At 64.7% G+C, this 24407-nt stretch carries 21 protein-coding genes; 12 read left to right on the top strand and 9 right to left on the bottom strand.

What is annotated here, in order from left to right; translation table 11 throughout:
- Window positions 1-92 precede the first annotated feature (92 nt).
- From NKH21_RS12560 to NKH21_RS12545, 4 genes are all read left to right on the top strand, one after another.
- Window positions 93-1352: a sarcosine oxidase subunit beta gene (locus NKH21_RS12560; RefSeq protein ID WP_352865258.1), complete on the top strand. Its 1260-nt coding sequence runs from the start codon at window positions 93-95 to the stop codon at window positions 1350-1352.
- Between the two features lie 91 nt (window positions 1353-1443).
- Complete coding sequence (locus NKH21_RS12555) at window positions 1444-1740, top strand: sarcosine oxidase subunit delta (protein ID WP_352865255.1); 297 nt, start codon at window positions 1444-1446, stop codon at window positions 1738-1740.
- Window positions 1737-4733 carry a sarcosine oxidase subunit alpha gene (locus NKH21_RS12550; protein WP_352865251.1) on the top strand — a complete coding sequence of 999 codons (2997 nt, stop codon included), beginning with the start codon at window positions 1737-1739 and terminating at the stop codon, window positions 4731-4733. The genes NKH21_RS12555 and NKH21_RS12550 overlap by 4 nt, the downstream gene beginning before the upstream one ends.
- The gene (locus NKH21_RS12545; protein ID WP_352865248.1) at window positions 4726-5313 is read left to right on the top strand and encodes a sarcosine oxidase subunit gamma; all 588 of its coding nucleotides are present in this window, start codon (window positions 4726-4728) and stop codon (window positions 5311-5313) included. Before NKH21_RS12550 ends, NKH21_RS12545 begins: the two co-directional genes overlap by 8 nt.
- Before the next feature lie 19 nt (window positions 5314-5332).
- Here NKH21_RS12545 and NKH21_RS12540 read toward each other — a convergent pair whose 3' ends face one another.
- Window positions 5333-6031, bottom strand: coding sequence for a nitroreductase (locus tag NKH21_RS12540; RefSeq protein ID WP_352865245.1), 699 nt, complete (start codon window positions 6029-6031; stop codon window positions 5333-5335).
- A gap of 271 nt (window positions 6032-6302) precedes the next feature.
- Between NKH21_RS12540 and NKH21_RS12535 the strand changes: the two genes are divergently transcribed.
- From NKH21_RS12535 to NKH21_RS12515, 5 genes are read left to right on the top strand one after another with little or no spacing between them, the layout of a single operon-like run.
- A complete protein-coding gene (locus NKH21_RS12535) occupies window positions 6303-6896 on the top strand; it encodes a helix-turn-helix domain-containing protein (protein ID WP_352865243.1) in 594 nt (197 codons plus the stop codon).
- 13 nt (window positions 6897-6909) lie between these two features.
- Entirely contained in the window at window positions 6910-9363 is a 2454-nt protein-coding gene (locus NKH21_RS12530; RefSeq protein WP_352865241.1) for a GcvT family protein, read from the top strand.
- Entirely contained in the window at window positions 9360-10259 is a 900-nt protein-coding gene (locus NKH21_RS12525; protein WP_352865238.1) for a homocysteine S-methyltransferase family protein, read from the top strand. The genes NKH21_RS12530 and NKH21_RS12525 overlap by 4 nt, the downstream gene beginning before the upstream one ends.
- Window positions 10259-11440 (top strand): pyridoxal phosphate-dependent aminotransferase, encoded by a 1182-nt coding sequence (locus NKH21_RS12520; RefSeq protein ID WP_352865236.1) that lies wholly within the window; start codon window positions 10259-10261, stop codon window positions 11438-11440. The genes NKH21_RS12525 and NKH21_RS12520 overlap by 1 nt, the downstream gene beginning before the upstream one ends.
- A complete protein-coding gene (locus NKH21_RS12515) occupies window positions 11437-13896 on the top strand; it encodes a GcvT family protein (RefSeq protein ID WP_352865234.1) in 2460 nt (819 codons plus the stop codon). Before NKH21_RS12520 ends, NKH21_RS12515 begins: the two co-directional genes overlap by 4 nt.
- Before the next feature lie 6 nt (window positions 13897-13902).
- On the opposite strand, the gene NKH21_RS12510 is transcribed toward NKH21_RS12515, so the two are convergent.
- The 6 genes from NKH21_RS12510 to NKH21_RS12485 form a co-directional block, all read right to left on the bottom strand.
- Entirely contained in the window at window positions 13903-14484 is a 582-nt protein-coding gene (locus NKH21_RS12510; RefSeq protein WP_352865231.1) for an NAD(P)H-dependent oxidoreductase, read from the bottom strand.
- A gap of 222 nt (window positions 14485-14706) precedes the next feature.
- Window positions 14707-16104 (bottom strand): FAD-binding oxidoreductase, encoded by a 1398-nt coding sequence (locus NKH21_RS12505; protein WP_352668648.1) that lies wholly within the window; start codon window positions 16102-16104, stop codon window positions 14707-14709.
- Window positions 16104-17405 carry a cytosine deaminase gene (locus NKH21_RS12500; RefSeq protein ID WP_352865467.1) on the bottom strand — a complete coding sequence of 434 codons (1302 nt, stop codon included), beginning with the start codon at window positions 17403-17405 and terminating at the stop codon, window positions 16104-16106. Before NKH21_RS12500 ends, NKH21_RS12505 begins: the two co-directional genes overlap by 1 nt.
- A gap of 160 nt (window positions 17406-17565) precedes the next feature.
- Window positions 17566-18417 (bottom strand): ABC transporter permease, encoded by an 852-nt coding sequence (locus tag NKH21_RS12495; protein ID WP_352865228.1) that lies wholly within the window; start codon window positions 18415-18417, stop codon window positions 17566-17568.
- On the bottom strand, window positions 18404-19246 hold the full coding sequence (locus tag NKH21_RS12490) for an ABC transporter ATP-binding protein (protein ID WP_352865225.1): 843 nt from the start codon (window positions 19244-19246) through the stop codon (window positions 18404-18406). Before NKH21_RS12490 ends, NKH21_RS12495 begins: the two co-directional genes overlap by 14 nt.
- 3 nt (window positions 19247-19249) lie before the next feature.
- A complete protein-coding gene (locus NKH21_RS12485; protein ID WP_352865222.1) occupies window positions 19250-20254 on the bottom strand; it encodes an ABC transporter substrate-binding protein in 1005 nt (334 codons plus the stop codon).
- A gap of 276 nt (window positions 20255-20530) precedes the next feature.
- Here NKH21_RS12485 and NKH21_RS12480 point away from each other — a divergent pair, with 276 nt between their 5' ends.
- Window positions 20531-20914, top strand: coding sequence for a RidA family protein (locus tag NKH21_RS12480; protein WP_352865220.1), 384 nt, complete (start codon window positions 20531-20533; stop codon window positions 20912-20914).
- Between the two features lie 99 nt (window positions 20915-21013).
- Window positions 21014-21817 (top strand): creatininase family protein, encoded by an 804-nt coding sequence (locus NKH21_RS12475; RefSeq protein WP_352865217.1) that lies wholly within the window; start codon window positions 21014-21016, stop codon window positions 21815-21817.
- Here NKH21_RS12475 and NKH21_RS12470 read toward each other — a convergent pair whose 3' ends face one another.
- Both NKH21_RS12470 and cobD read right to left on the bottom strand, forming a co-directional pair.
- Window positions 21818-22327 carry a tyrosine phosphatase family protein gene (locus tag NKH21_RS12470; protein WP_352865215.1) on the bottom strand — a complete coding sequence of 170 codons (510 nt, stop codon included), beginning with the start codon at window positions 22325-22327 and terminating at the stop codon, window positions 21818-21820.
- Complete coding sequence (cobD, locus tag NKH21_RS12465; RefSeq protein WP_352865212.1) at window positions 22324-23382, bottom strand: threonine-phosphate decarboxylase CobD; 1059 nt, start codon at window positions 23380-23382, stop codon at window positions 22324-22326. Before cobD ends, NKH21_RS12470 begins: the two co-directional genes overlap by 4 nt.
- Here cobD and cbiB point away from each other — a divergent pair.
- On the top strand, window positions 23381-24352 hold the full coding sequence (gene cbiB / locus NKH21_RS12460; RefSeq protein WP_352668625.1) for an adenosylcobinamide-phosphate synthase CbiB: 972 nt from the start codon (window positions 23381-23383) through the stop codon (window positions 24350-24352). The two genes, cobD and cbiB, sit on opposite strands and share 2 nt — an antisense overlap.
- Window positions 24353-24407: the final 55 nt, after the last annotated feature.

The raw sequence follows: 24407 nt of genomic DNA, 5'->3' as shown, positions 1-24407 counted from the left end.
CGGTGAGTCGAAAAGCGATGGCGCAATCTTGGCTTTGCATCGGTGGCCTGCTCTATAGTCTGCCGCCAAGTCTGAAATGGATGACAATAAGAATGGCGGAATATTCGGCCTTTTCGCTTCTCAAGAACGCGCTGACCGGAAACAAGGACTGGAGGCCGGCCTGGCGCAAGCCCGACCCGAAGGCGTCCTACGACGTGGTCGTCATCGGCGGCGGCGGCCATGGCCTGTCGACCGCTTACTATCTCGCCAAGGAGCACGGCATCACCAATGTCGCGGTGCTGGAGAAGGGCTGGCTCGGCTCTGGCAATGTCGGCCGCAACACGACGGCGGTCCGTTCCAACTATCTCCTGCCGGCCAACACGCGCTTTTACGAGCATTCGATGAAGCTGTGGGAGAACCTTGCCCATGACCTCAACTACAACGTCATGTTCTCGCAGCGCGGCTGCCTGAACCTCGCCCACACACCTGCCCAGCTCGACGACTATGCCCGGCGCGGCAACGCCATGCGCCATCTCGGCGTCGACGCCGAACTGATGACCCCCGCCGAAATCGCGCGCCTGGTGCCGGCGCTCGACGTCTCGGCCACCGCGCGTTTCCCGATCGTCGGTGGCCTGATGCAGCGGCGCGCCGGCACCGCGCGCCACGACGCCGTCGCCTGGGGCTATGCGCGCGGCGCAGATCGCCGCGGCGTCGACATCATCGAAAATTGCGAGGTTACCGGCTTCCTGCGCGACGGCGACCGCATCACCGGCGTCACGACGACGCGCGGCGAAATCCGCGCCAAGAAGGTAGCGGTCGCTGTTGCCGGCAGCACCGGGCGGGTCATGCGGCTCGCCGGCATCGAGACAATGCCGATCGAGAGCCACGTGCTGCAGGCCTTCGTCACGGAATCGCTAAAGCCATTCATCGATAGGGTCCTGACCTTCGGCATGGGTCATTTCTATATGTCGCAATCGGACAAGGGCGGCCTTGTCTATGGCGGCGATCTCGACGGCTACAACAGCTACGCCCAACGCGGCAGCCTGCCGATCGTCGATGAGGTGATGAGCGAGATGCTGGCGCTGTTCCCTGGGCTGGCCCGTGTCCGCATGCTGCGCTCATGGGGCGGCGTCTGCGACATGTCGATGGACGGCTCGCCAATCATCACCACCGGTCCGCTGCCGGGCATGTATCTTAACTGCGGCTGGTGCTATGGCGGCTTCAAGGCGACGCCGGCTTCCGGCTGGTGCTTCGCCTGGACCATCGCCAAGGATGAGCCGCACGATCTCAACGCGGCCTTCACGCTCGACCGCTTCTACCGTGGCCTGGTGATCGACGACAAGGGCCAGGGCGCCACACCCAGGCTGCATTAGGCCATGATCCCGAACCGCAGGTCCGCGTCAGCGAAAAGTGGAAACCGGTTTTCGGACCAGATCATGGTCAAACGAGAAGTTTAAGAGATCCATGCTCATCACCTGCCCCTATTGCGGCCCGCGCGACGTGATCGAATTCACCTATCAGGGCGACGGCAACCGCCAGCGCCCACAGCCCGCTTCGCAGAACCTCGACGCCTGGAACGCCTATGTCTACGACCGGCTTAATCCAGACGGCGACCACAATGAGATCTGGCAGCATTCCGGCGGCTGCCGCGCCCATCTCAGGGTCGTGCGCAACACGCTGACGCACGAGATCTCGAGCACCGCGTTCGCGCGCGGCGACCACAAGTCGGTTGCGCGGCACCGGGCCGAGGACAAGCCATGAGCCCGCGCCGTACCGAGGCCGGCGGCCGCATCGACCGGCTGCGGACCATCCGTTTCACCTTCGACGGCGCGCCCTATACCGGCCACGCCGGCGACACGCTGGCTTCGGCGCTGCTGGCCAACGGCGTCTCGCTGTTCGGGCGTTCGTTCAAATATCACCGCCCGCGCGGCGTGCTGACCGCCGGCGTCGAGGAGCCGAACGCGCTGGTGACCGTGTTGAGGGGCGAGGTTCGCGAGCCGAACATTCCCGCCACCATGGTCGAGATCTATGACGGGCTGACCGCAATCAGCCAGAACCGCTTCCCCTCGCTTGCCTGGGACGTCAGTGCCGTGAACCAGCTCGGCGGCAAGCTTTTGTCGGCCGGCTTCTACTACAAGACCTTCATGGGACCGGTGATCGGTCCGCTGAAGGGCACGCGCTTCTGGATGTTCTGCGAGCATTTCATCCGCCGTGCCGCCGGCCTGGGCAAGGCAGGCACGGCTCCCGATACGGCGCGCTACGAACGTATGAATGCGTTTTGCGATGTGCTGGTGGTCGGCTCCGGCCCGGCCGGGCTGATGGCCGCCAGGGCGGCTGCCGATCAGGGTGCACGCGTCGTCCTGGCCGAGCTCGAGCCGCATTTCGGCGGCTCGGCCAATTGGTCGGGCGAGACGATCGATGGCATGCCGGCCGCCGACTGGGCAGCGCGCGCCGCCGGCCAGCTTGAAGGCCGTGACAATGTCCGCCTGCTGCCGCGCACCACGGTCTGGGGCTATTATGACGGCAACACGCTTGCCGCGATCGAACGCGTCACCGACCACAAGGAAACGCCCGGCAAGGGCGAGCCGCGTCATCGCTATTGGACGATCCGCGCCAAGTCGGTGGTGCTGGCCACCGGCTCCCTGGAGCGTCCGCTGGTCTTTCCGGGTAACGATCGGCCAGGCGTAATGCTGGCGCATGCTGCCGAGCGTTATGCCAATGAATATGGCGTGCTGCCGGGCGACAGGATCGCGCTGTTCACCAACAATGACAGCGCCTATCGCTCCGCGCTTGGGCTGAAGAAGGCCGGTGCCGTCGTCGTCGCCATCGTCGACGTGCGCCCAGAGCTTTCGAGCGAAATGCGCAAGCTGGCCGGCGAAGCGGAGGCCGAGATCTTTTCCGGCCACGCCGTGATCGCTACCGAGGGCGGCAAGGCGCTTTCCGGCTTCAAGGTGCAGCGCTTCGACATGGTCAACGGCGCGCTTTCCGGCGATGCGCGCAGCATCCACGCGGATTGCCTGCTGATGTCGGGCGGCTGGTCGCCGACCATCCATCTGGCCAGCCAGGCAGGCGCCAGAGCGGAATGGAACGAAGCATTGCAAGCTTTCCTGCCGCCCAAGCCGACGACACGGCAATGGATCGGCGCCGGCGCCTTTACTGGCAGTTTCTCCACCGCCGAGGCGATCGCCGAAGGCCGCGCCGCCGGTCTTTCCGCTGCGGGCGCAACCGCCACGCCGGCGGCATTGCCTGCCGTCGAGGCAGCACCTGGTGATCCCGATCCGGCGCCGGTGTTCGAGATCAAGGCCCAAGGAAAGAGCTTCGTCGACTTCCAGCATGACGTGACGGCCGACGACGTGCGGCTAGCGCATCGCGAAGGCTTCGTCTCCGTCGAGCATCTGAAGCGCTACACCACGCTCGGCATGGCGACCGACCAGGGCAAGAGCTCCAACATACCCGGCCTCGCCATCATGGCCGAGGCGCTCGGCAAGCCGATCCCAGAGGTCGGCACGACCCGCTTTCGCCCGCCCTTTTCTGCGGTGTCGATCGGCTCGCTTGCCGCCGAACGCTTCGGCGATCTGAAGCCCGAGCGGCTGACGCCAATGCATGACTGGCACGTCGCCAACGGCGCCACCATGTATTCCGCCGGCCTCTGGTACCGGCCGATGATCTACGGCCATCCCGGCGAGACGATCGAGCAGGCCTATGTGCGCGAAGCGAGAGCCACGCGCGAGAGCGCCGGCATCGTCGACGTCTCGACACTGGGCAAGATCGCGGTGCAAGGCCCCGAGGCGGCGGAATTCCTCGACCGCGTCTACACCAACATGTTTTCGACGCTGGCCGTCGGCAAGGCGCGCTACGGGCTGATGCTGCGCGAAGACGGTCTCGCCTTCGACGACGGCACCACGTGGCGCATCGGCGAGCAGGATTTCCTGATGACCACCACCACGGCCAATGCCGGCAAGGTAATGCAGCATCTGGAGTATTTCCTCGACGTGATCTGGCCGGAGCTCAAGGTCCACGTCACCTCGGTGACCGACCAATGGGCCGGTGCCGCCATCGGCGGGCCGAAAGCGAGGCAGATATTGGCCGCGTGCGTCAGCGGCACCGCCGTCGACAATGCCGCCCTGCCCTTCATGGGCGTTGTCCACGGCGAAATCGCCGGCGTGCCGGTGATGATCTGCCGGCTGTCCTTCTCCGGCGAAATGGCCTTCGAGGTCTATTCCGGCGCCGGCTACGGCACCCATGTCTGGGAGGCGCTGATCGAAGCCGGCCAGCCGTTCAGGCTGGTGACCTACGGGCTGGAGGCGCTGGGCACCATGCGCATCGAGAAAGGCCACGTCACCGGCGCCGAGATCGACGGCCGCACCACGGCACGCGACCTGCATCTCGACTGGATGCTGTCGAAGAAGAAGCCGTTCATCGGCTCGGCGATGATGGACCGCGAGGGGCTGATCGCACCCGACCGCCTGGAACTCGTCGGTATTGTTGCGCTCGACAACCAGCCGCTCAATGGCGGCGCACACATCGTCGAGGAGCTTGACGAAGCCAATCCGCACGGCTCGCTTGGCCACATCACCGCTTGCTGCTATTCGCCGGCGCTTGGCAAATATATCGCACTTGCCCTGGTCAAGGGCGGCAAGGCGCGGCGCGGCACGCGCGCTTATGTCTCCGATCCGCTGCGTAACCGGTTCGGGCCGGTCGAGATCGTCTCCAACCACTTCTTCGATCCGGACGGGAGCCGCATGCATGGTTGAGCGCCAATCACCGCTTGAGCCGGTGCTGCATCCGGGCTCGCATGGCAATTTCGAGCACGGTGTCGAAATCATCTTGTCCGAAACCAGGCCGGGTTCGATCCTGCAGCTCGCCGCCTGGCCCGGCGAGGAGAAGAAGTTGATGGCCGGCATCCATGCGGTCACCGGCCTGGCTTTGCCCGACGGCGCCGGTGGAGGTGTGACGAACGGCGCCAGGTCGGTGTTCGGCTTTGCGCCGGGAAAGTTCACGGTGGTCGATGAAGCCGAGGGATTGGCGCCAGCCTTTGCCGATGTCGTCACTTCGGCCATCGGTACGGTGACCGACCTTTCGCACGGCCGCACCGCGATCCGTATCGCCGGGCCGAAGGCCGAGTGGGTGCTGGCGAAATTCTTCGCCATCGACTTCGCGCTGCCAGCCTTCCCGATCGGCGCCGGCCGCTCAACCATGCATCACGACGTCTTCGCCCAGATCCAGCGCACCGGAGCCGATCAGTTCGACATCTATGTGTTCCGCTCGTTTGCCCGCTCGTTCTGGAAGGCGCTCTGCCACGCCAGCGAGGAAGTCGGTTACGAAGTGCAGTAGAGCTGAACGGCGCTTCACGTTACTCCGAGAACGTCACCCACTCTTCCAGCGGCGCCCGGTCGGTACGGAATGCGTTTTCGGGCTTGGACGTGTCCTCATGGCCGAGCGCCATGCCGCAGACGACGATCTCCTCGTCGGGAATGTTGAGCACCGGCCTGATCTGCCGGTGATAGGGCGCGAAGGCAGCTTGCGGACAGGTGTGCAGGCCCCTGCCCCGCGCCGCGACCATGATGTTTTGCAGGAACATGCCGTAGTCGATCCATGACCCCTTGTTCAGCCGCCGGTCGACGGTGAAAATCACGCCGACCGGCGCATCGAAGAAGACGAAGTTGCGGTCGTGCTGCGCACGCATCCTGTCGACCTCGCGCCGGCCGATGCCGAGCACGCCATAGAGGCCGAAGCCGTTGGCCCGCCGTCGCGTCAGATAGGGTTCGAAGAACTGGTCGGGATAGTAACGATACTCGTCCCACTCGGCCTTTTCGGCGCGGATACCCGAGCTGAGGATGGCGTCGGTGATGCGCTGCTTGACCTCGCCCTTGGTCACATAGACTTTCCAGGGTTGCATATTGGTGCCTGAGGGCGCGCGCGCGGCAACGGCGAGAATATCGCGGATGGTCTCGTCATCGACCATATCGGGCAAGAAGGCGCGTACCGACCGCCGCGAGGTGATCGCGTCATCGACGATCGCCGCCGCAATCCGGGAGTTGTTTTCCAGCATGGCCGTCCCTTTGCGTATGATCCTGAACCCGATTTTCCGGAAGGATCATGCGCCGACTAGAAGTGATGGAGCATCCTTGCGCGTCTTTTTTGAACGCCCGACAAGCCTATACGCCTCGACCGGACGCCCCACTCGCCGCTCGTGCGCCGAGCCTTTGCCCGAACCGTTAAAATGGCGCAAGTAAATCTTGTGGGTGCGTGAAAATCCTCTTGATTTTTTCACAAACCTGCCGTCACATGAAATTTACTGGGAATTTTTCACCGAAGCAGGGATGGCTTTGCCTTCGACCGCCGCCAGATCGGAACAGGACAGCGGCGAACGGCTGCTGGCCGGCGACATTCGCGCGTTGCGCAAGGCGCGCGGCTTGACGCTTGCCGAAATCGCACTGAAGCTCGGCCGTTCCGTCGGCTGGGTCAGCCAGGTCGAGCGCGGCCTGTCGGTCCCGTCGCTCGGCGATCTCAGGACCTTCGCCGAATTGTTTGGCGTGCCGGTCAGCCTGTTCTTCAGCCATGACGTGCCTGTCGAGACCGAGCGCGGCGTGGTCGTGCGCGCCGGCAACCGGCGCACGCTTGGCACAAGCGATTCCGGCCTGGTGGAGGAGCTTCTGTCGCCCGATCTCGGCGGAAGCTTCGAGATGCTGCGTTCGGTCTTCGCCCCGGGTGCCGAGCTGAAGGCCGAGGCGCGCCGGCCGACCGAGGAAGCCGGCTACGTCGCGTCCGGCAGCTTCGACATCGAAATTGCCGGCGTCTGGCACCGGCTTGGCGAAGGCGACTCCTTCCGCTTCGACGGCAAGCCGTTCCGCTGGCGCAATCCTGGAGCCGAGCCGGCTGTGGTGATCTGGGTGGTTTCGCCGCCCGTCTATTGATCTGGAGAAGAACATGGCCGGTTTGCCGACCACGGCACGCGTGGTGATCATCGGAGGCGGTGCCGTCGGCGCCTCCTCGCTCTACCATCTCGCCAAGGCGGGCTGGACCGACTGCGTGCTTCTGGAGAAGAACGAGCTGACTTCCGGCTCGACCTGGCATGCCGCCGGCAACGTGCCGACCTTCTCCTCGTCATGGTCGCTGATGAACATGCAGCGCTATTCGACCGAGCTCTATCGCCGGCTGGCCGACGAGGTCGGCTATCCCATGAACTACCACGTCACCGGCTCGCTCAGGCTCGCCCATACGACCGAGCGTATGCAGGAATTCCAGAGCGCCAAGGGCATGGGCCGCTACCAGGGCATGGACATCGACGTGGTCGGGCTCGACGAGATCAAGCGCCGTTACCCCTTCATCGAGACGCATGAGCTGAAAGGCGCGCTCTACGATCCGAATGACGGCGATATCGACCCGGCGCAATTGACCCAGGCTCTGGCTAAAGGTGCCCGCGACATGGGCGCGAAAATCATCCGCTTCTGTCCGGTCACCGGCGTGCGCCGCGACAATGACGAGTGGGTGGTCGGGACGACGCAAGGCGAGATCCGCTGCGAGATCGTCGTTAACGCGGCTGGCTACCGTGCCGCCGAAGTCGGCAGGATGTTCGGCCGCGAGGTGCCGATGATGGTGATGAGCCATCAATACATCCTGTTCGAGGAAATCCCCGAACTGGCGGCGTGGTCGAAGGAACAGGGCAAGAAACTGCCGCTGCTGCGCGACGTCGATACGTCCTATTATCTGCGCCAGGAAAAGAACGGCATGAATCTCGGCCCCTATGAGCGCAATTGCCGCGCCCACTGGGTCGGCCACAACGACCCCATGCCGGACGACTTTTCCTTCCAGCTGTTTCCCGACGACCTCGACCGGCTGGAACATTACCTGGCCGATGCCGTCGCCCGCGTGCCGATCCTCGGCACCGCCGGCCTGTCCAAGGTCATCAACGGGCCGATTCCCTATGCGCCGGACGGCAACCCGCTGATCGGCCCGATGCCCGGCGTGCCCAACGCCTTCGAGGCCTGCGTCTTCACCTTCGGCATCGCCCAGGGCGGCGGCGCCGGCAAGGTGCTGGCCGAATGGGTGATCGAGGGCCAGACCGAATGGGACATGTGGTCGTGCGATCCGCGCCGTTTCACCGCCTTTGCCTCGGCCCCGGATTATTGCGTCGCCAAGGGCATGGAGATCTACGGCAACGAATATGCCATCCAATTCCCGCGCCATTCCTGGCCGGCCGGGCGCGACCGCAAGCTGTCGCCGCTCCACGGCCGCATCAAGGCACTCGGCGCCCGGTTCGACGCCTATAATGGCTGGGAACGTGCCACCTGGTATGCGAAGCCAGGCGACGACATCTCCGAACAATCCACGCTGACCTTCCGCCGCGACGGGCCGTGGCAGCATCGCGTGCGCGAGGAATGCCTCGCCGTCCGCGATGCCGCCGGCATTTTGGACCTGCCGGGGTTTTCCCGTTTCAATCTCGACGGTCCGGGTGCCGCCGAATGGCTGAGCCTCCAGGTGACAGGCCTGGTGCCGAAACCCGGCCGCATCGGCCTCGTCTATTTTGCCGACGACAAGGGCCGCATCGTCACCGAAATGTCGGTGGTCCGCCACGACGAGAACCTGATGACGCTGATCACCGCCGCTGTGGCTCAGTGGCATGATTTCGAATGGCTGAAGTCGCGCATCCCGAAGGACGCCACATTCAAGCTGGTCGACAGGACGGAGGAATACTCCACCCAGATCCTTGCCGGCCCCAACTCGCGAAACATCCTCGCCGAAGTCTGCGCAGCCGACCTCACCCTGCCCTGGCTGACGCATCAGGAAACCAGTATCGCCGGACGTTGGGCAAAGCTGGTACGCGTGTCCTTCGCGGGCGAGCTCGGCTGGGAAATCCACAGCAAGTTCGACGATACCGCAGCCATCTTCGACGCCGTCTGGGCGGCCGGGCAGAGGCATGGCCTAAAACCGTTCGGCATGTACGCGCTGGATTCGCTCCGGCTCGAAAAAGGTTACCGCACCTGGAAGGGCGACCTGTCGACCGACTACTCGATCCTGCAGGGCGGGCTGGAGCGCTTCGTCAGATGGGACAAGCCCGACTTCCGCGGCAAGGCGGCGCTGCAGAACGAAAGGCAGCAGGGCACCAAGAAGCGCTTCGTCACGCTGGTCGTCGAGAACCCCGGCGACTGCGATGCGCCCTACATGTCGACGCTGTGGCATGACGGCCGGATCGTCGGCGAGACGACATCCGGCGGCTGGGGTCATCGCATCGACAAGTCGATCGCGCTCGGCATGCTGTGCGCCGACCTCGCCGAGCCGGGAACCGCGGTCGAGGTCGAGATCTTCGGCGAACGTTTCAAGGCGGTCGTGCAGAAGGATGAGCCGTTATGGGATCCAAAGAACGAGAGGCTCAGAGCATGAAGAAAGTCATCCTCACCGATGGCGGCATGGGACAGGAGCTGGTCCGCCGCAGCAGTTCCGAGCCGACGCCGCTGTGGTCGGCCAGGGTGCTGATCGACGAACCGGATCTGGTACGCGACCTGCACGCGGAATTCATCCGCGCCGGCGCCCGCGTCATCACCATCAACACTTATTCCGCCACGCCGGAGCGGCTGGCGCGCGAGGGCGCGGAAGAGCTGTTCAAGCCGCTGCAGAAGCGCGGCATCGAACTGGCAAGGCAAGCGCGCGACCAGGCCGGCGACGCGGCGATCGCCGGCTGCCTGTCGCCGCTGTTCGGCAGCTATGCGCCGGCGCTGACGGTATCCTTCCAGGATACGCTCGACATCTATCGCCGTATCGTTGCCGAGCAGGCGGACGGCGTCGATCTGTTTCTGTGCGAAACCATGGCGTCGGCCGAAGAGGCACGCGCCGCGGTCACCGCGGCGTCGGAAAGCGGCAAGCCGGTGTGGGTGTCGTGGACGCTTGCCGACCACGGCACGCCGCGCCTGCGCAGCGGCGAAGCCATTGCAGCGGCGTCGGGCGCTCTTGACGGCCTGCCGGTCGCGGCCCGGCTGGTCAATTGCTGCCGGCCCGAAGCGATCGCCGCAGCGCTGCCCGAACTGATCGCTCTCGGCGGTCCGGTCGGCGCCTATGCCAACGGCTTCACCTCGATTGAGGCGCTCAAGCATGGCGGCACCGTGGAAGTGCTGCACGCCCGCCACGACCTCGATCCGGATGCCTATGCCGGCCAGGCGGTCGGTTGGGTCGAGGCTGGCGCCGGCATCGTCGGCGGCTGCTGCGAAGTCGGACCGGGCCACATCGCCGCGCTGCGCGACCGGCTCGAACAGGCCGGTTATGAAATTTCGGGAGTAGCATAATGCCCAGGCCATCATCGCGCATTTCCGGCATCGTGCCTTCGGGCAAAGACGGCTGGGAGGTTCATTCCGCTGCCTGGGCGCGCAAGCAGGCCGGCGAGGACATCATCATGCTGTCGGTCGGCGACCACGATTTCGACACGCCGAGCGAGACGATCGAAGCCTGCGTGACGGCGGTTCGCGCCAGCAATCACCACTACACCCCGCTTGCCGGCGTTCCGCGCCTGCGCAAGGCGATGGCGGCGGCTTCGACGCTGTGCACCGGTGTTGCGACAAATCCCGACCAGGTCATCGCCACGCCGGGCGGGCAGGCCGCTCTCTACGCGGCCATTCAAGCGGTTCTCGACCAGGGCGACCATGCCATCGTCGTCGCGCCCTATTACGCCACCTATCCCAATACCTTCAGTGCGGCGGGCGCCGAGTTCAGCGTCGTCGAGACCCCCGCCGAGGATGGCTTTCAGCCGCGCGCCGCCGACATTCGCGCCGCACTTCGGCCGAACACCCGCGCCATCCTGATCAACACGCCCAACAACCCGACCGGTGCCGTCTATTCGCGCGAGCGCCTGGAAGAGCTAGCGCAGATCTGCCGCGAGCATGACCTCTGGCTGCTGTCGGACGAAGTCTACTGGACGCTTGGCGGTGGCGAGCACGTCTCACCACGCTCGCTGCCCGGCATGGCCGAACGCACGCTGGTCATCAATTCGATGTCGAAGAGCCATGGCATGACCGGCTGGCGCATGGGCTGGCTGACCGGGCCGGAACCAATGGTCTCGCTGTTGACCGACCTCAATCTGGTGATGACCTACGGCCTGCCGGCCTTCATCAGCCTGGCCTGCGCCGAGGCGCTCGAAAATGGCTACGGCGTCAAGGAGATCGCCGAGCGCTACGCCGCGAGGCGCACCGTCGTCCTCGATGCCATGCGCGGTATGAACAACATCACCGTGCGCGGCTCCGAAGGCGGCATGTATGTGATGCTCGACATATCGGCGATCGAGCCGGACGACGAAAAATTCGCCTGGGCTTTCCTCGACCAGGAAAAGGTCGGCGTCATGCCCGGCTCGAGCTTCGGCGAGGCTGCAGCCGGCCACATCCGCTTCAGCCTCTGCCAGCCTGAGCCGGTGCTGATGGAGGCTGCCACGCGCCTGCGCCGCTTCGCCTCCAGCTATGGTCGCGAGGCCGCATGAACGCCCTACCCCCGAAAGCCATCCCCACCAAAGCAAGGGCGGTCATCATCGGCGGCGGCGTCTCCGGTTGCTCGGTCGCCTATCATCTGGCCAAGCTTGGCTGGACCGATGTCGTGCTGCTCGAGCGCAAGCAGCTGACGTCGGGCACGACATGGCACGCCGCCGGCCTGATCGGCCAGTTGCGCGGCTCGCAGAACATGACGCGGCTGGCGAAATACTCGGCCGACCTCTACGTCAAGCTGGAGGCCGAGACCGATGTCGGCACCGGCATGCGCCAGATCGGCTCGATCACCGTGGCGCTGACGGAGGAGCGCAAGCACGAGATCTATCGGCAGGCATCTCTCGCCCGCGCCTTCGATGTCGACGTACGCGAGATTTCGCCCAACGAAGTCAAGCAGATGTACCCGCATCTCAATGTGTCAGACGTGGTCGGCGCCGTGCACCTGCCGCTCGACGGCCAGTGCGACCCGGCCAACATCGCCATGGCCTTGGCCAAGGGCGCGCGCCAGCGCGGTGCGACGATCGTCGAAAACGTCAAGGTCACCAAGGTGCATACCAGGGCCGGCCGCGTCACCGGCGTTTCCTGGGCGCAAGGCGACGAACAAGGCACGATCGAAGCCGATGTCGTCGTCAACTGCGCCGGCATGTGGGCACGCGAACTTGGCGCCCAGAACGGCGTCACCATCCCGTTGCACGCCTGCGAGCATTTCTATCTCGTCACCGAGCCGATCCCCGGGCTTTCCCGGCTGCCGGTGCTGCGCGTGCCGGACGAGTGCGCCTACTACAAGGAAGATGCCGGCAAGATGATGCTCGGCGCTTTCGAGCCGGTGGCGAAGCCCTGGGGCATGAACGGCATAAGCGAGGAGTTTTGCTTCGACCAGTTGCCGCAGGACATGGACCATTTCGAGCCGATCCTAGAAATGGGCGTCAATCGCATGCCGATGCTCGCCACCGCCGGCATCCACACCTTCTTCAACGGCCCCGAGAGTTTTACCCCCGATGACCGCTACTATCTCGGCGAGGCGCCGGAGCTTTCCGGCTACTGGATGGCGACCGGCTACAATTCGATCGGTATCGTCTCCTCCGGCGGCGCCGGCATGGCGCTGGCGCAATGGATCAATGATGGCGAGGCGCCGTTCGACCTGTGGGAGGTCGACATCCGCCGCGCCCAGCCGTTCCAGAAGAACCGCCGCTATCTCAAGGAGCGCGTCTCCGAAACGCTCGGCCTGCTCTATGCCGATCATTTTCCCTACCGGCAGATGGCAACCTCGCGAAACGTGCGCCGTTCGCCGCTGCATGAGCACCTGAAGGCCCGCGGCGCGGTGTTCGGCGAGGTCGCCGGCTGGGAGCGCGCCAACTGGTTCGCGCAGGAGGGCCAGGAGCGCGAATACCGCTATTCCTGGAAACGGCAGAACTGGTTCGGCAACCAGCGCGAGGAGCATCTGGCGGTCAGGAACGGCGTCGGCCTGTTCGACATGACCTCCTTCGGCAAGATCCGCGTCGAAGGCCGCGACGCCTGCGCCTTCCTGCAAAGGCTCTGCGCCAACGACATGGACGTGGCGCCGGGCAAGATCGTCTACACCCAGATGCTCAACCAGCGCGGCGGCATCGAGAGCGATCTCACTGTCTCGCGGCTGTCCGAGACCGCCTTCTTTCTCGTCGTGCCCGGCGCGACGCTGCAGCGCGACCTGGCCTGGCTGAGAAAACATCTTGCCGACGAGTTCGTCGTCGTCACCGATGTGACCGCTGCCGAAGCCGTGCTTTGCCTGATGGGGCCGGATTCGAGGAAGCTGATCCAAAAGGTCAGCCCGAATGATTTCTCCAATGACAACAATCCGTTCGGAACGTTTCAGGAGATCGAGATCGGCATGGGCCTGGCCCGCGCCCACCGCGTCACTTATGTCGGCGAGCTCGGCTGGGAGCTTTATGTCTCGACCGACCAGGCTGCCCATGTTTTCGAGGCAATCGCGGAAGCCGGCACCGATGTCGGCCTGAAACTATGCGGCCTGCACACGCTGGATTCCTGCCGCATCGAGAAGGCGTTCCGGCATTTCGGCCACGACATCACCGACGAGGACAATGTGCTGGAGGCAGGCCTTGGCTTCGCCGTGAAGACGGCCAAGGGCGATTTTCTTGGCCGCGATGCCGTGCTGAGGAAAAAAGAAAGCGGATTGAGCCGGCGGCTGGTGCAGTTCCGTCTGAAAGACACGCAACCCCTGCTCTTCCATAACGAGGCGATCCTGCGCGACGGCAAGATCGTTGGCCCGATCACCTCGGGCAATTACGGTCATCATCTCGGCGGCGCCATCGGGCTTGGTTACGTGCCTTGCAAGGGCGAGAGCGAGGCGGATGTGCTGTCGTCGTCCTACGAGATCGAGATCGCCGGCGAGCGCTTTGCCGCCGAGGCCTCGCTCAAGCCGATGTACGATCCGAAGGCGGAACGGGTGCGGATGTAACGCACCTCAGAACGCGTCCATCCTGGCCGCGACCTTCGCCACGAACCTCGCCCGTTTCTCGTCGGTCGACAGGTTCATCGAGTATTGCGCGAGGTAGGAAACCGACCCGCCGGGCTTGATGGTCGCACGCAGCACCCGCTTGACCAGCTTGCGCGGCGGGTCACCCATCAGCATGGCGCGGAACCGGCTGCCGCCATAGGTGGTGACCGCGACCACCTTGCGGATGTTGTGCAGCGACGGCTGCACCTTGCCGTCGACCAGCTTGAATGACACGCCGGGCAGGAAGACGCGATCGAAAAAGCCTTTCAGAATGGCCGGATAGCCGAAGTTCCACACCGGAAACGACAGCACCAGCGCCTCGGCCCGCAGCAAGCGCTCGACATAAGCCGACGCCGGATCGCCGGCACTGCGCACGTCGTGATAGGAGAGCCGTTCGGCCCGCGTCAGCCTGGGATCGAAACCCTCGGCATAGAGATCGCAATCGTCGACGACATGGCCGGCCGCCTTCAGCCGCTCGATGATGGTCCGGTGCAGGCCGGCATTGAAGCTGGTCTCGACCGGATGTGCATAGAGGACGAGGATGTTCACCCAAGTCCTCGCAGGCCGGCGCGAGGCACCCCCCTCTGCCCTGCCGGGCATCTCCCCCTCAAGGGGGGAGATCGGCTATCAGGATCGCTTTCGCCAGTTGACGATGTTGGAAGATGGTCGAGACGATGGAACTGCCAATCTCCCCCCTTGAGGGGGAGATGCCAAGTGGTGGCAAAGAGGGCAGGCCAGAGGGGGGCATAGCGCCATACGCCCGTCATCGTCTCAACCCGTCTTCTCCAGCCCCTTGAACAGGAACGACTTGCCCGAGCGATAATCATAGTCCGGGTTTTCCCAGGCGATCATCTTGCCCGGATTGAGCAGCCCTTGCGGGTCGGTCTCGCGTTTGAAAGCCAGTTGCACTTCATCCGTCCGCTTCATGCCGCCTTCTTCCAGCGTGTAGCGATGCGGGTTGAAGATCCAGCAGCCATTGTCCTCGTGGATGCGGATGATCTCGTCGAGCCGCTCCGCCGTGGTGAAGCGGACCAGCGGCAGCCCGGCGATGCCGATGGCGCCGTCGAAGCGGATGAATTCGAGATGCGCCGGCACCTCGTCGCCGAAGCGTTCGACCATCGCCTTGACGTGACCGAGGTGGTCCGGCGACGGATAGCGGGTCTGCAGGTAGGTGATCGTCGGATCGACCCGGATGGCACGCAGCGTGGTGTGGTTCCAGGTCAGCTCATAGGCCGGCGGCAGCCCTTTGAGATCGGCCTCCTCGTCGGCACGAAAGACGATCTCGCCCTTGCTGCGCGCCGTGAAGGCAAGGAAGGCATCCATCGCATGCGGCGCGATCATCAGGACGACGATGCTTTGGCCGCGCCGGAAAAACCGCTGGTGGCGCTTGAAGTAATCGTAGGGGATAGGTGCTGCGATCGGCGTGATCAGCTTCGCCAGTATGCCGTCCTGGATGGCGAGATCGTTGCCGAAGCCGGCCGCATCCATGAAATCGTCGAAGCCGACGATGACGTCGATCCAGTCATAGCTGGCGGTCAGCGGCATCTCGACTTCGGTAATGATGCCGTTGGTGCCGTAGGCGTGCATGACCTTCAGCACATCCTCGCCGGTGAGTTCCATCACTCGCGGCTGTGCCTCCATCGTCACGGTCCTCAGCCGGATGACATTACCGAGGTCGCGCAGTCCGCCCCAGCGGATCGAGCCGATACCACCGGAGCCGCCGGCGACGAAGCCGCCGATCGATGCGGTGTTGTAGGTGGACGGCGACATACGGAGCTCCTGGCCGGAATGCGCCCGCGTCGCTCTGTCGATGTCGGCGAGTACGGCGCCGGGGCCGGTGACGACACGGCCCGGCGCGATCGCCTTGACCGCGTTCATCTCGGCGAGATTGAGCACGACGCCGCCGGATAGCGGCATCGCCTGCCCGTAATTGCCGGTGCCGCTGCCGCGCGGCGTTACCGGCACGCCATGCCGGTGGCAGGCGGCGAGAACGCGGACGACCTCGTCTTCGGTTTTCGGCGTCACGATCAGGTCGCCGGTGACATGCTCGAGCTGCTGCTTCAGCACCGGGCTATACCAGTAGAAGTCGCGGCTCTTCTGCTGGACGATCGCCGGATGGTCGTCGACCTTGAGGCCGTCCAGGTCGCGCTTGAGCGCCGCAATATCCATCATTCCACCATCAGATCATCGAGTTCGACATAATCGGGCAGCTGGCGCTCGATCGCATGCCCGTCGCGCACGACAATGCGATCCGATTCGGGCCGCGACAGCAATTCCGTCCAGCTTCGCCCCTTGAAGACGACGAAATCGGCCGGCGCTCCGGCGGCAAGCGTGCCGAAACCGTCGAGCCGCATCACCTTGGCCGGCGTCGCGGTGACAGCTTGCGGCCAGTCGGCAACGGGATGGTCTAAATGCAGGATGCGCGTCGCCATGCGATAGACCTCCAGCATGTCGAGATCGCCATAGGCGTAGAACGGGTCGCGCGTATTGTCGGAGGCGACGGCGACGGCAATGCCGCGCGCCTTCATCTCGTGCAGCAGCGTCACCCCGCGCCAGCGCGGCGTTGTCTTGTCGCCGCGCCGGTCCTGCAGATAGAGATTGCACATCGGCAGCGACACCACCGCCAGGCCGGCTTTGGCGACCTTGTCCAGCGTGTCGAGCACGTCGAGGTCGGGCTGGCGCGCCAGCGAACAGCAATGACCGACAAGGATGTTCCCGTCAAAACCGTTCCAGAGGGCGGCTTCGGCAATCTTCTTCAGCGAGATCGCCGAGACATCGTCGGTCTCGTCGGCATGGAAATCGAGGTCGAGGCCATGCTTGATCGCCTGCTCAAACACCTGGTCGAGCAGTTCTTCGAGATCCGGCACCATGTAGGTGACGACGCCGAGCACGCCCTTGGCAGCGGCCACCCGTTTGGCCAGCCTCTCGAACCATTTCCTGTCGCGCACGCCCTCGATGCCGAGCAGACAGGCCGCCTGCAGCTCGATGCGGCCGCGCCATTTCTCCCGCATCGTCTCGAACACCGGCCAGGAGATCTGTTCCTGCGGCGCAACGCTGTCGAGATGCGTGCGCAGCGCCTTGGTGCCATGCGCATAGGCCGAGCGCAGCGAAAAATCCATGCGACGCGCAACGTCGTCGGCGCTCCAGCGCGCCGCGCGGTCGGCGCCCGTTGCGTTCAGCGCGCTCATGAAGGTGCCGTCCGGGTTGGGCTTTCGAGGCCAGATATGGCCCTTGTCGATATGGGTGTGGCAGTCGACGAAGCAGGGCAGCACGATGCGGCCGCCGAGGTCGGTGGCGTCTGCCGGTGCCTTGGATCGGCTATGTCCGACAATATTGGAGATTCTGCCGTCTGCGACGGCGATATCGGCAAGCGCAAATCCGTCGGCCTCGAACGGAGCGGCGAGCCCTGGTGTCAGTGACGCGTGAAGCCGGACGTTGGTGAGTACGAATTGACCGGATTGAGGGATCATCGTTGAGGTCATCGCTGCCCCTCATCCGCCTGCCGCCACCTTCTCCTCGTATAGTGACGGGGAGAAGGGATTGCCCGCAACGCTGGCGCCCCCCTCTCCCCGTTCTCCACGGGGAGAGGGTAAGGGTGAGGGGCAGCGCCTGCCTGCGAGAACAACTCCATCACCGCTCCTGCCTCAGCGCGCTCTCGTGCCAGCGCCGCAAAATGAGATGCGATATCAGCGACAGCACCAGGAAGATCAGGATGCCGGTGAGCGAGATCAGGATCAGCGCCGCGAACAACCTTGGTGCATTGAGCCGGTAGCCGGCCTCGATGATGCGCGAGGCGAGGCCGGACGACTGGCCGGTGGCGCCGGCGACGAACTCGGCCACCACCGCGCCGATCAGCGACAGGCCGCCGGCGATCTTCAGCCCGCCGAGGAAATAAGGCATCGCCGCCGGCAGCCGCAGGTAGCGCAATTGCTGCCAGCGGGTGGCGCCGTTGAGCTTGAACATGTCGCGCAGATTGCGGTCGACGGAATTGAGGCCGAGCGTGGTGTTGGAGAGGATCGGGAAGAAGGCGACGATCCAGGCGCAAAGCAAAAGCTTTGTCGTCTGGTTGTCGACATAGATGTTGATCAGCGGAAAGATCGCGACGATCGGCGTCACCTGGAGCACGATGGCGAACGGAAAGAACGACATCTCCACCCATTTCGACTGCGCGAACAGCACCGCCAGCCCGACACCGCCGACCACGGCAAGAGCCAAGCTGAGGAAAGTGATCCGAAGCGTCACCAGCAGTGAGGAGAACAGCAGCCCGGCATCGTCATGCAGCGTCTGCAGCACCACGCCGGGACGCGGCAGGATGTATTTCGGGATGTCGTTCCAGACACAGATGCGGTCCCACAGCCAGATCGCCAGGACCATGATCGCCAGCGGCAGCAGCCATCTGCCGATGCGCTCGAAGCGCTCCTGGCGGACGCGGCGCGCCTCCTCCGGGTCGAGTGCCAAGACTGGTTCTTCAATGGCCGTCATGATGCGGTCCGGCAGTTGAGTTGATGGCGCCGATCAGCACGTCGGACGCCTGGCGGCAGAGCGCGGCATAGTCGGGCGAGGTGCGAAACGCCTCGTCGCGCGGATAGGGCGCATCGACGGCAAGCTCGGCAAACACCCGGCCCGGCCGCGCCGCCATGACGACGACGCGGTTGGAGAGGAATACGCTTTCGAAGACGCTGTGGGTGACGAAAACGACGGTAAAGCGCTCATCCTGCCATAGCTCCAGCAGGTCGTTGTTGAGCTTGAAGCGGGTGATCTCGTCGAGTGCCGCGAACGGCTCGTCCATCAACAGAATGCGCGGCTTGGTTACCATGGCGCGGGCGATCGAGACGCGCATCTTCATGCCGCCCGACAGTTCGCGCGGCACCGCATTCTCGAAGCCGGTCAGGTGAACCCGCGCCAGCATCTCCATCACCGCCGGCGTCGCCTTGGCCCGCGACACGCCCTTCAGCCGCAGCGGCAGCCAGACATTGTCGAAGACATCGGCCCAGGGCAGCAGCGTCGGCTCCTGGAAGACGAAGCCGATATTCGAACGGTCGCCGATAGTCGAACGATCGAGGCCGCCGCTGCCGCGCCAGTCGAGCACACCCGAGGTCGGCGTCGACAGGCCGGCGATCAGCCGCAGCGCCGTCGATTTGCCGCAGCCCGACGGCCCGAGCAGGCTGAGGAAATCGCCTTCCCGGATCGTCAGCTCGACATTGCTGAGCGCGGTGACGCCGTTGGAAAACACCTTGCCGACGCCACGCAGCGCCAACAGCGTCTGCCCCGATACGCTTCCTGGCTGTTGCGCCACTTTCTCCAGCTTCACGGCCTACTTCTTCAGGTCGAGCCCGACGCTCTTGTTGACGAAGGCCAGCGTGTAGGCCTTCTTGATTTCGACGCCCGCCGGCGCGACCTTGGCCTTCACCATCTTGTCGTAAAAACTCTGGATGCGCGCGTCGCTCATGGCGCCGATGCCGAGCTTTTCGCTGTCGCCGGAATCGACCACGCCGAACTTCTTCAGCTGCTCGATCGAGAAGGCGATCTGCTCATCCGTCATGTCCGGATTTTCCTTTTTGATCATCTCGTTGGCGGCCTTGTTGTCACCATAGAGATAATTGTACCAGCCCTTGGCCGAGCCATCGACGAAGCACTGGACCACCTCGGGACGCTTGTCGATCGTCTCCTGCATGGTCTCGACCGTCGTCGCATATGTGTCCCAGCCATAGTCGGCCAGCAGAAACTGGTTCGGCGTGAAACCGCCCTGCTTCTGGACGGCGAATGGCTCCGAGGTGACGTAACCCTGCTGGATCGACTTCTTGTTGGCGATGAACGGCGCCGGGTTGAAGGTGTAGGGCACGCGCTTGGCGGCATCGAAGCCGAGGTCAGTAACCATCCACTGGAAGAAGGTCTGCGCACCTTCGTCGCCGAGGATGTACTGGTCGGCGTTCTTCAGGTCTTCCCATTTGTCCAGCCCCTGCCCGGGATGGGACATGATGACCTGCGGGTCCTTCTGGAAGTCGGCGGCCACGACGCGCATCGGTATGCCTTGCTGCACGGCATCGAAGGCCGACAGCAGATTGCCGCCCATGTAGAAATCGATCTTGCCGGCCAGCAGCAGCGGCCGGCCGCTGACCTGTGGGCCGCCCTGCATGATTGTCACGTCGATGCCGCAGGCGGCATAGGTACCATCCACCACGGCCTGATAGTAACCGCCATGTTCCGGCTCGGCCAGCCAGTTGGTGCCGAAGGTGACTTTTTCGTTCGCTGCCGCGGCAAGCGTGCCTGCGCCAAGCAGCACGATCGCGCTGGCTGAAATCTTGAGTTTTCCGTACATCCACACCACCCTTTGTTCGCTCCGCCGCGTCACGCGCCGGGCTCGACACCATTGTTTCAAGAAGCAAGACACATGCCACCGGCGCGTTGCGCCGGGACCGCCCGCTTGTGCAATGCCCGCCTGTGCAATGGCGGCGCGAAGGCCGGACGGGTCATGCTGTACGAAAGGCATCGTGCCTATTTTTTGATCGCCTGTCCATAATCGCCCTCGTGACATGCACCGCCATCTTGATGCCCGCATCGATCCCGCTTTACGCTGCTGTGAACGGAGATTGCCATGTTCAAATTTCTCACGCCGAAGTCGATCAAGCCGCCCTTCGCCCGCTACAGCCATGGCGTCGAATTGCCGCCAGGCAAGCGACTGGTGCTGTGTTCGGGCCAGGTCGCGATCACAGCGGACGACCAGATCCCGGACGAGGCCGGCGCCCAGGCCGAGCTCTGCTTCCAGAACATAGCGGCGATCCTCGGCGAGGCCGGGCTCGGCCTGTCCGACATTGTCCGCATCAACGCCTACGTCACCGACCGCGCCTTCCTGCGTCCCTATATGGAGGTTCGCGACCGGCTGTTCGCCAGCCCTGCGCCCGCCTCGACGCTGATGATCGTGTCCGGTTTTGCGCGGCCGGAATTCAAGGTCGAGATCGAGGTCATCGCGGCGGGATGATCGACAGGGTCGGAATCGACAGGCAGATGATCTCCAGTTACACGACAAGGTTGGCGCTGCCCCTCATCAAGCGCGCATTCAGTCTCCTCGAGGTTCAAAATGGCCGGAACAAAAAAACGCGTATGGTGGGGCGACTACCGGACAACCGAATACGCGACCGTCGATCCGGAGGCGACGATCGCCATCCTCCCGGTGGCGGCGATTGAGCAACACGGCCCGCATCTGCCGGTCTCGACCGACACTTCGATCATGAACGGCATGCTCGACACGGTGATCGCCCGCCTGCCCGGCGATCTCGACATCCGCATCCTGCCGGTCCAGGCGGTGGGCAAGTCGAACGAGCACCTGCATGCGCCCGGCACCCTCACTTTGCCGGCGACGACCCTGGTCGAGGCGTGGACCGAACTCGGCCTGTCGGTCGCGCGCGCCGGCGTCCGAAAACTGATTGTCGTCAACTCCCATGGCGGCAATGAAGAGATCATGGGCATCGTCACCCGCGAATTGCGCGTGCGGGCAAAGATGCTGGCGGTAAAGACCAGCTGGCAGCGTTTTGGCCGGCCGGCCGGCATGTACACCGACCTCGAAGACCGCCACGGCATCCATGGCGGCGACGTCGAGACCTCGCTGATGCGGCACTTCCGGCCCGACCTCGTCGATATGGGGAAGGCCGACAATTTCGTGTCCAAGGTCGCCCGCGCCGAAAAGGAATTTTCGCTGCTGCGCCACACCGGAACGCACGCCTTCGCCTGGATCGCCAGCGACCTCAACCCGAATGGTGTGGTCGGCGACGCCAGCATTGCCACCGCCGAAAAAGGCCGACTCACCGCCGAACATCAGGCCGACGGTTTCATCAGCCTGCTGAGGGACGTGCGCAAGGCAAAGCTGGCGGACTGGCTGGCGTAGTTACCCCTCGATCTTCAACGCAAACGGCGTGCCCTCAAACGCCTCAGTGCCGCGCCCGATCGCCTCAATGGCGCGGCTCATGCGGCCGTTGCGCTCGAGCAGTGCGTCGGCAATTGCGATCAGCCGCGGATTGGGCGTCGCGGTGGGCGACAGCGCGCGCAGAGTCTCAGCCAATTCGGCTTCGTCGCGCTTCGGCGCCAGCGCTGCCGCGATGATATAGGCCGAAGCGGTCGAGCGGCTGATGCCGGCGTAACAATGCACGACCAGCGGCCGCGAGCGATCCCATTGGCGCGCGAAATCGAGCAGGTTCAAGACATGCTCCTCGCCCGGCATCGTCATGCCCTCCTGCGCCACCGCAATGTCGTGCATGACCAGATGCAGATGGTTTTCCCTGGTGATCGAGGCCGGGCGCACCACCTCGGTGCCGGCAGCGAGCAGCGAAAGCAGCCGCTCGGCCCCGGTCTTCGTTACCGTTTCCTCGACTTTGGACAGCGAACAGACGTGGATCATTGGGTCGTTTCTCCCTTGGCATCATCGTCGCGCCGCGAGGCCCAGCCGGCAAGCGCTGATTCGAGCCGCCGCCATTCTTCGTCGGCTCCCGGCAGGCCGGCGCGCAGCACATCCGGCCGGCCGGCGAAATGCCGAAGCAGGATGCCGCGCTGGCCAAGCGCCGAAAACAGGCCGGCGGCGTTCGCCAGCCTGAGATAGCGGAACAGCGTGGTGCCACCGGCGACAGGCACGCCGAAGCGGCCGAACAACGTATCGAGCCGTGCGGCGTCCTCGACCAGACGGAGCCGCATCCCGGCCTGCCAGCCGTTGTCGGCAAGCGCCCTTATGCCATATTCGAGCGCCGGCCCGGCAACCGCCCATGGCCCGAATTGCGCCTCCAGCCGCTCGACCGTCAGCGCGTCGGCCAGTGCAAAGCCAAGCCGCAGGCCGGCCAGGCCGAAGAACTTGCCGAACGAGCGCAGCACGACGATGCCGCCCCGGTCGACCTCGCCGGCCAGGCTTTCGCTGCGCGGGCCGACATCCATGAATGCCTCGTCGACGACCAGCAGCCCGCCTCTGGCGCGTAATGTCCCGGCAAGTCGAAGCAATCTTTCGCGCTCGACGACGCGCCCGTCCGGGTTGTTGGGATTGACGACGACGGCAAGGTCGGCCGCCGCCAAGGCTTCGAAATCATCGACTTCAGCCGCCGCATGGCCGGCGATGGCCGCTGCCCGCCGATGCTCGGCATAAGTCGGCCCGAGCACCAGCGCCTTGCCCGGGCTGACCAGCGAAGCGACGCGCGGCAACAGGACCTGCGTGCCGGGCGCAGCTGCGACATTCACTGCCGACGGCGCGCCATAGGCGCTTGCCGCGACCGCAGCCAATTCACGGGTACGCGCGGCTTCCGGCAATCGCGACAGGGCGGTGGCGGGCAAATCGAAAAGCGGGTAGGAGTGCGGATTGATCCCGGTCGAGAGGTCGACGAAAGGCAGCGGCGCGTGAGGGAAAAGCGCCCTCGCCCGGCCAAGGCTTCCGCCGTGGTCCACTACTGCCGTCACTCCATCAAGAGACTTCATGTCGATCCTGATCGCTTTCCTGTCGCTGGCCATCGAACTTGTACTCGGCTACCCGGCCCGGCTCTTCGATGCCATTGGCCATCCCGTCACCTGGTTCGGCAGGCTGATATCCTTTCTCGACCGCAGGCTCAACCGCGCCACTGATTCCGACGCCGACCGTCGCCGCTGGGGCGTCGTCGCGTTGCTGGTGATCGTGCTGGTGCCGGCCGCCGTCGCCCTCTGGCTCGAGATCGTGCTTTGGAGCATTCCCCTCGGCTTGTTGGTCACCGCAATCCTGGCGACGTCGCTACTGTCGCAGAAGAGCTTGGCCGAGCATGTCGAAGCGGTCGCCGACGCACTCGACAGCGGCGGACTGGACATGGGCCGCATCGCCGTCTCGCGGATCGTCGGCCGCGACCCGGAAAAGCTCGACAGGGCCGCTGTCTGCCGCGCCGCGATCGAAAGCCTGGCCGAGAATTTCTCCGACGGCATCGTCGCGCCGGCCTTCTGGCTCGGTGTCGGCGGGCTCGCCGGCGGCGTCGCCTACAAGGCCGCCAACACCGCCGATTCGATGATCGGTCATCGCACCCCGCGCCACGAGGCCTTCGGCTGGGCGGCGGCGCGCTTCGACGACTGGATCAACCTGCCGGCGTCGCGGCTGACGGCGCTGCTGATCGTGCTAGCGGCTTTCCTGGTCAAGGGCGCCGACGCCAAAGCCGCCTGGCACGCCGTGCGGCGCGATGCGAAAAAGCACCGCTCGCCCAATGCCGGCTGGCCGGAAGCAGCGATGGCCGGCGCGCTCGGCCTGGCGCTCGCCGGCCCCCGTTCCTATGACGGAGTCATGGTCGAAGACGCATTGATGGGCGAAGGCGGCCGGCGCGACGACGTCGAGAGCACCGACATCCGACGGGCGTTGAAACTCTACCGCGTCGCCGACTTACTGCTGATCGGGCTGTTCGGGGTGGTCGCAGTGGTTGTCATACTGGCGTGACCTGCGCTCGAGATCGAGCGCAAACAGAAAACCCGCCATGCGGCGGGTCGTTGGA

Origin of the sequence: Mesorhizobium sp. M1329 (genome assembly GCF_040318035.1) — a bacterium.
Taxonomy (GTDB): domain Bacteria; phylum Pseudomonadota; class Alphaproteobacteria; order Rhizobiales; family Rhizobiaceae; genus Mesorhizobium.
Note: the sequence above shows the minus strand (reverse complement) of the source record. Positions and strands in the feature narration are given on the sequence as shown.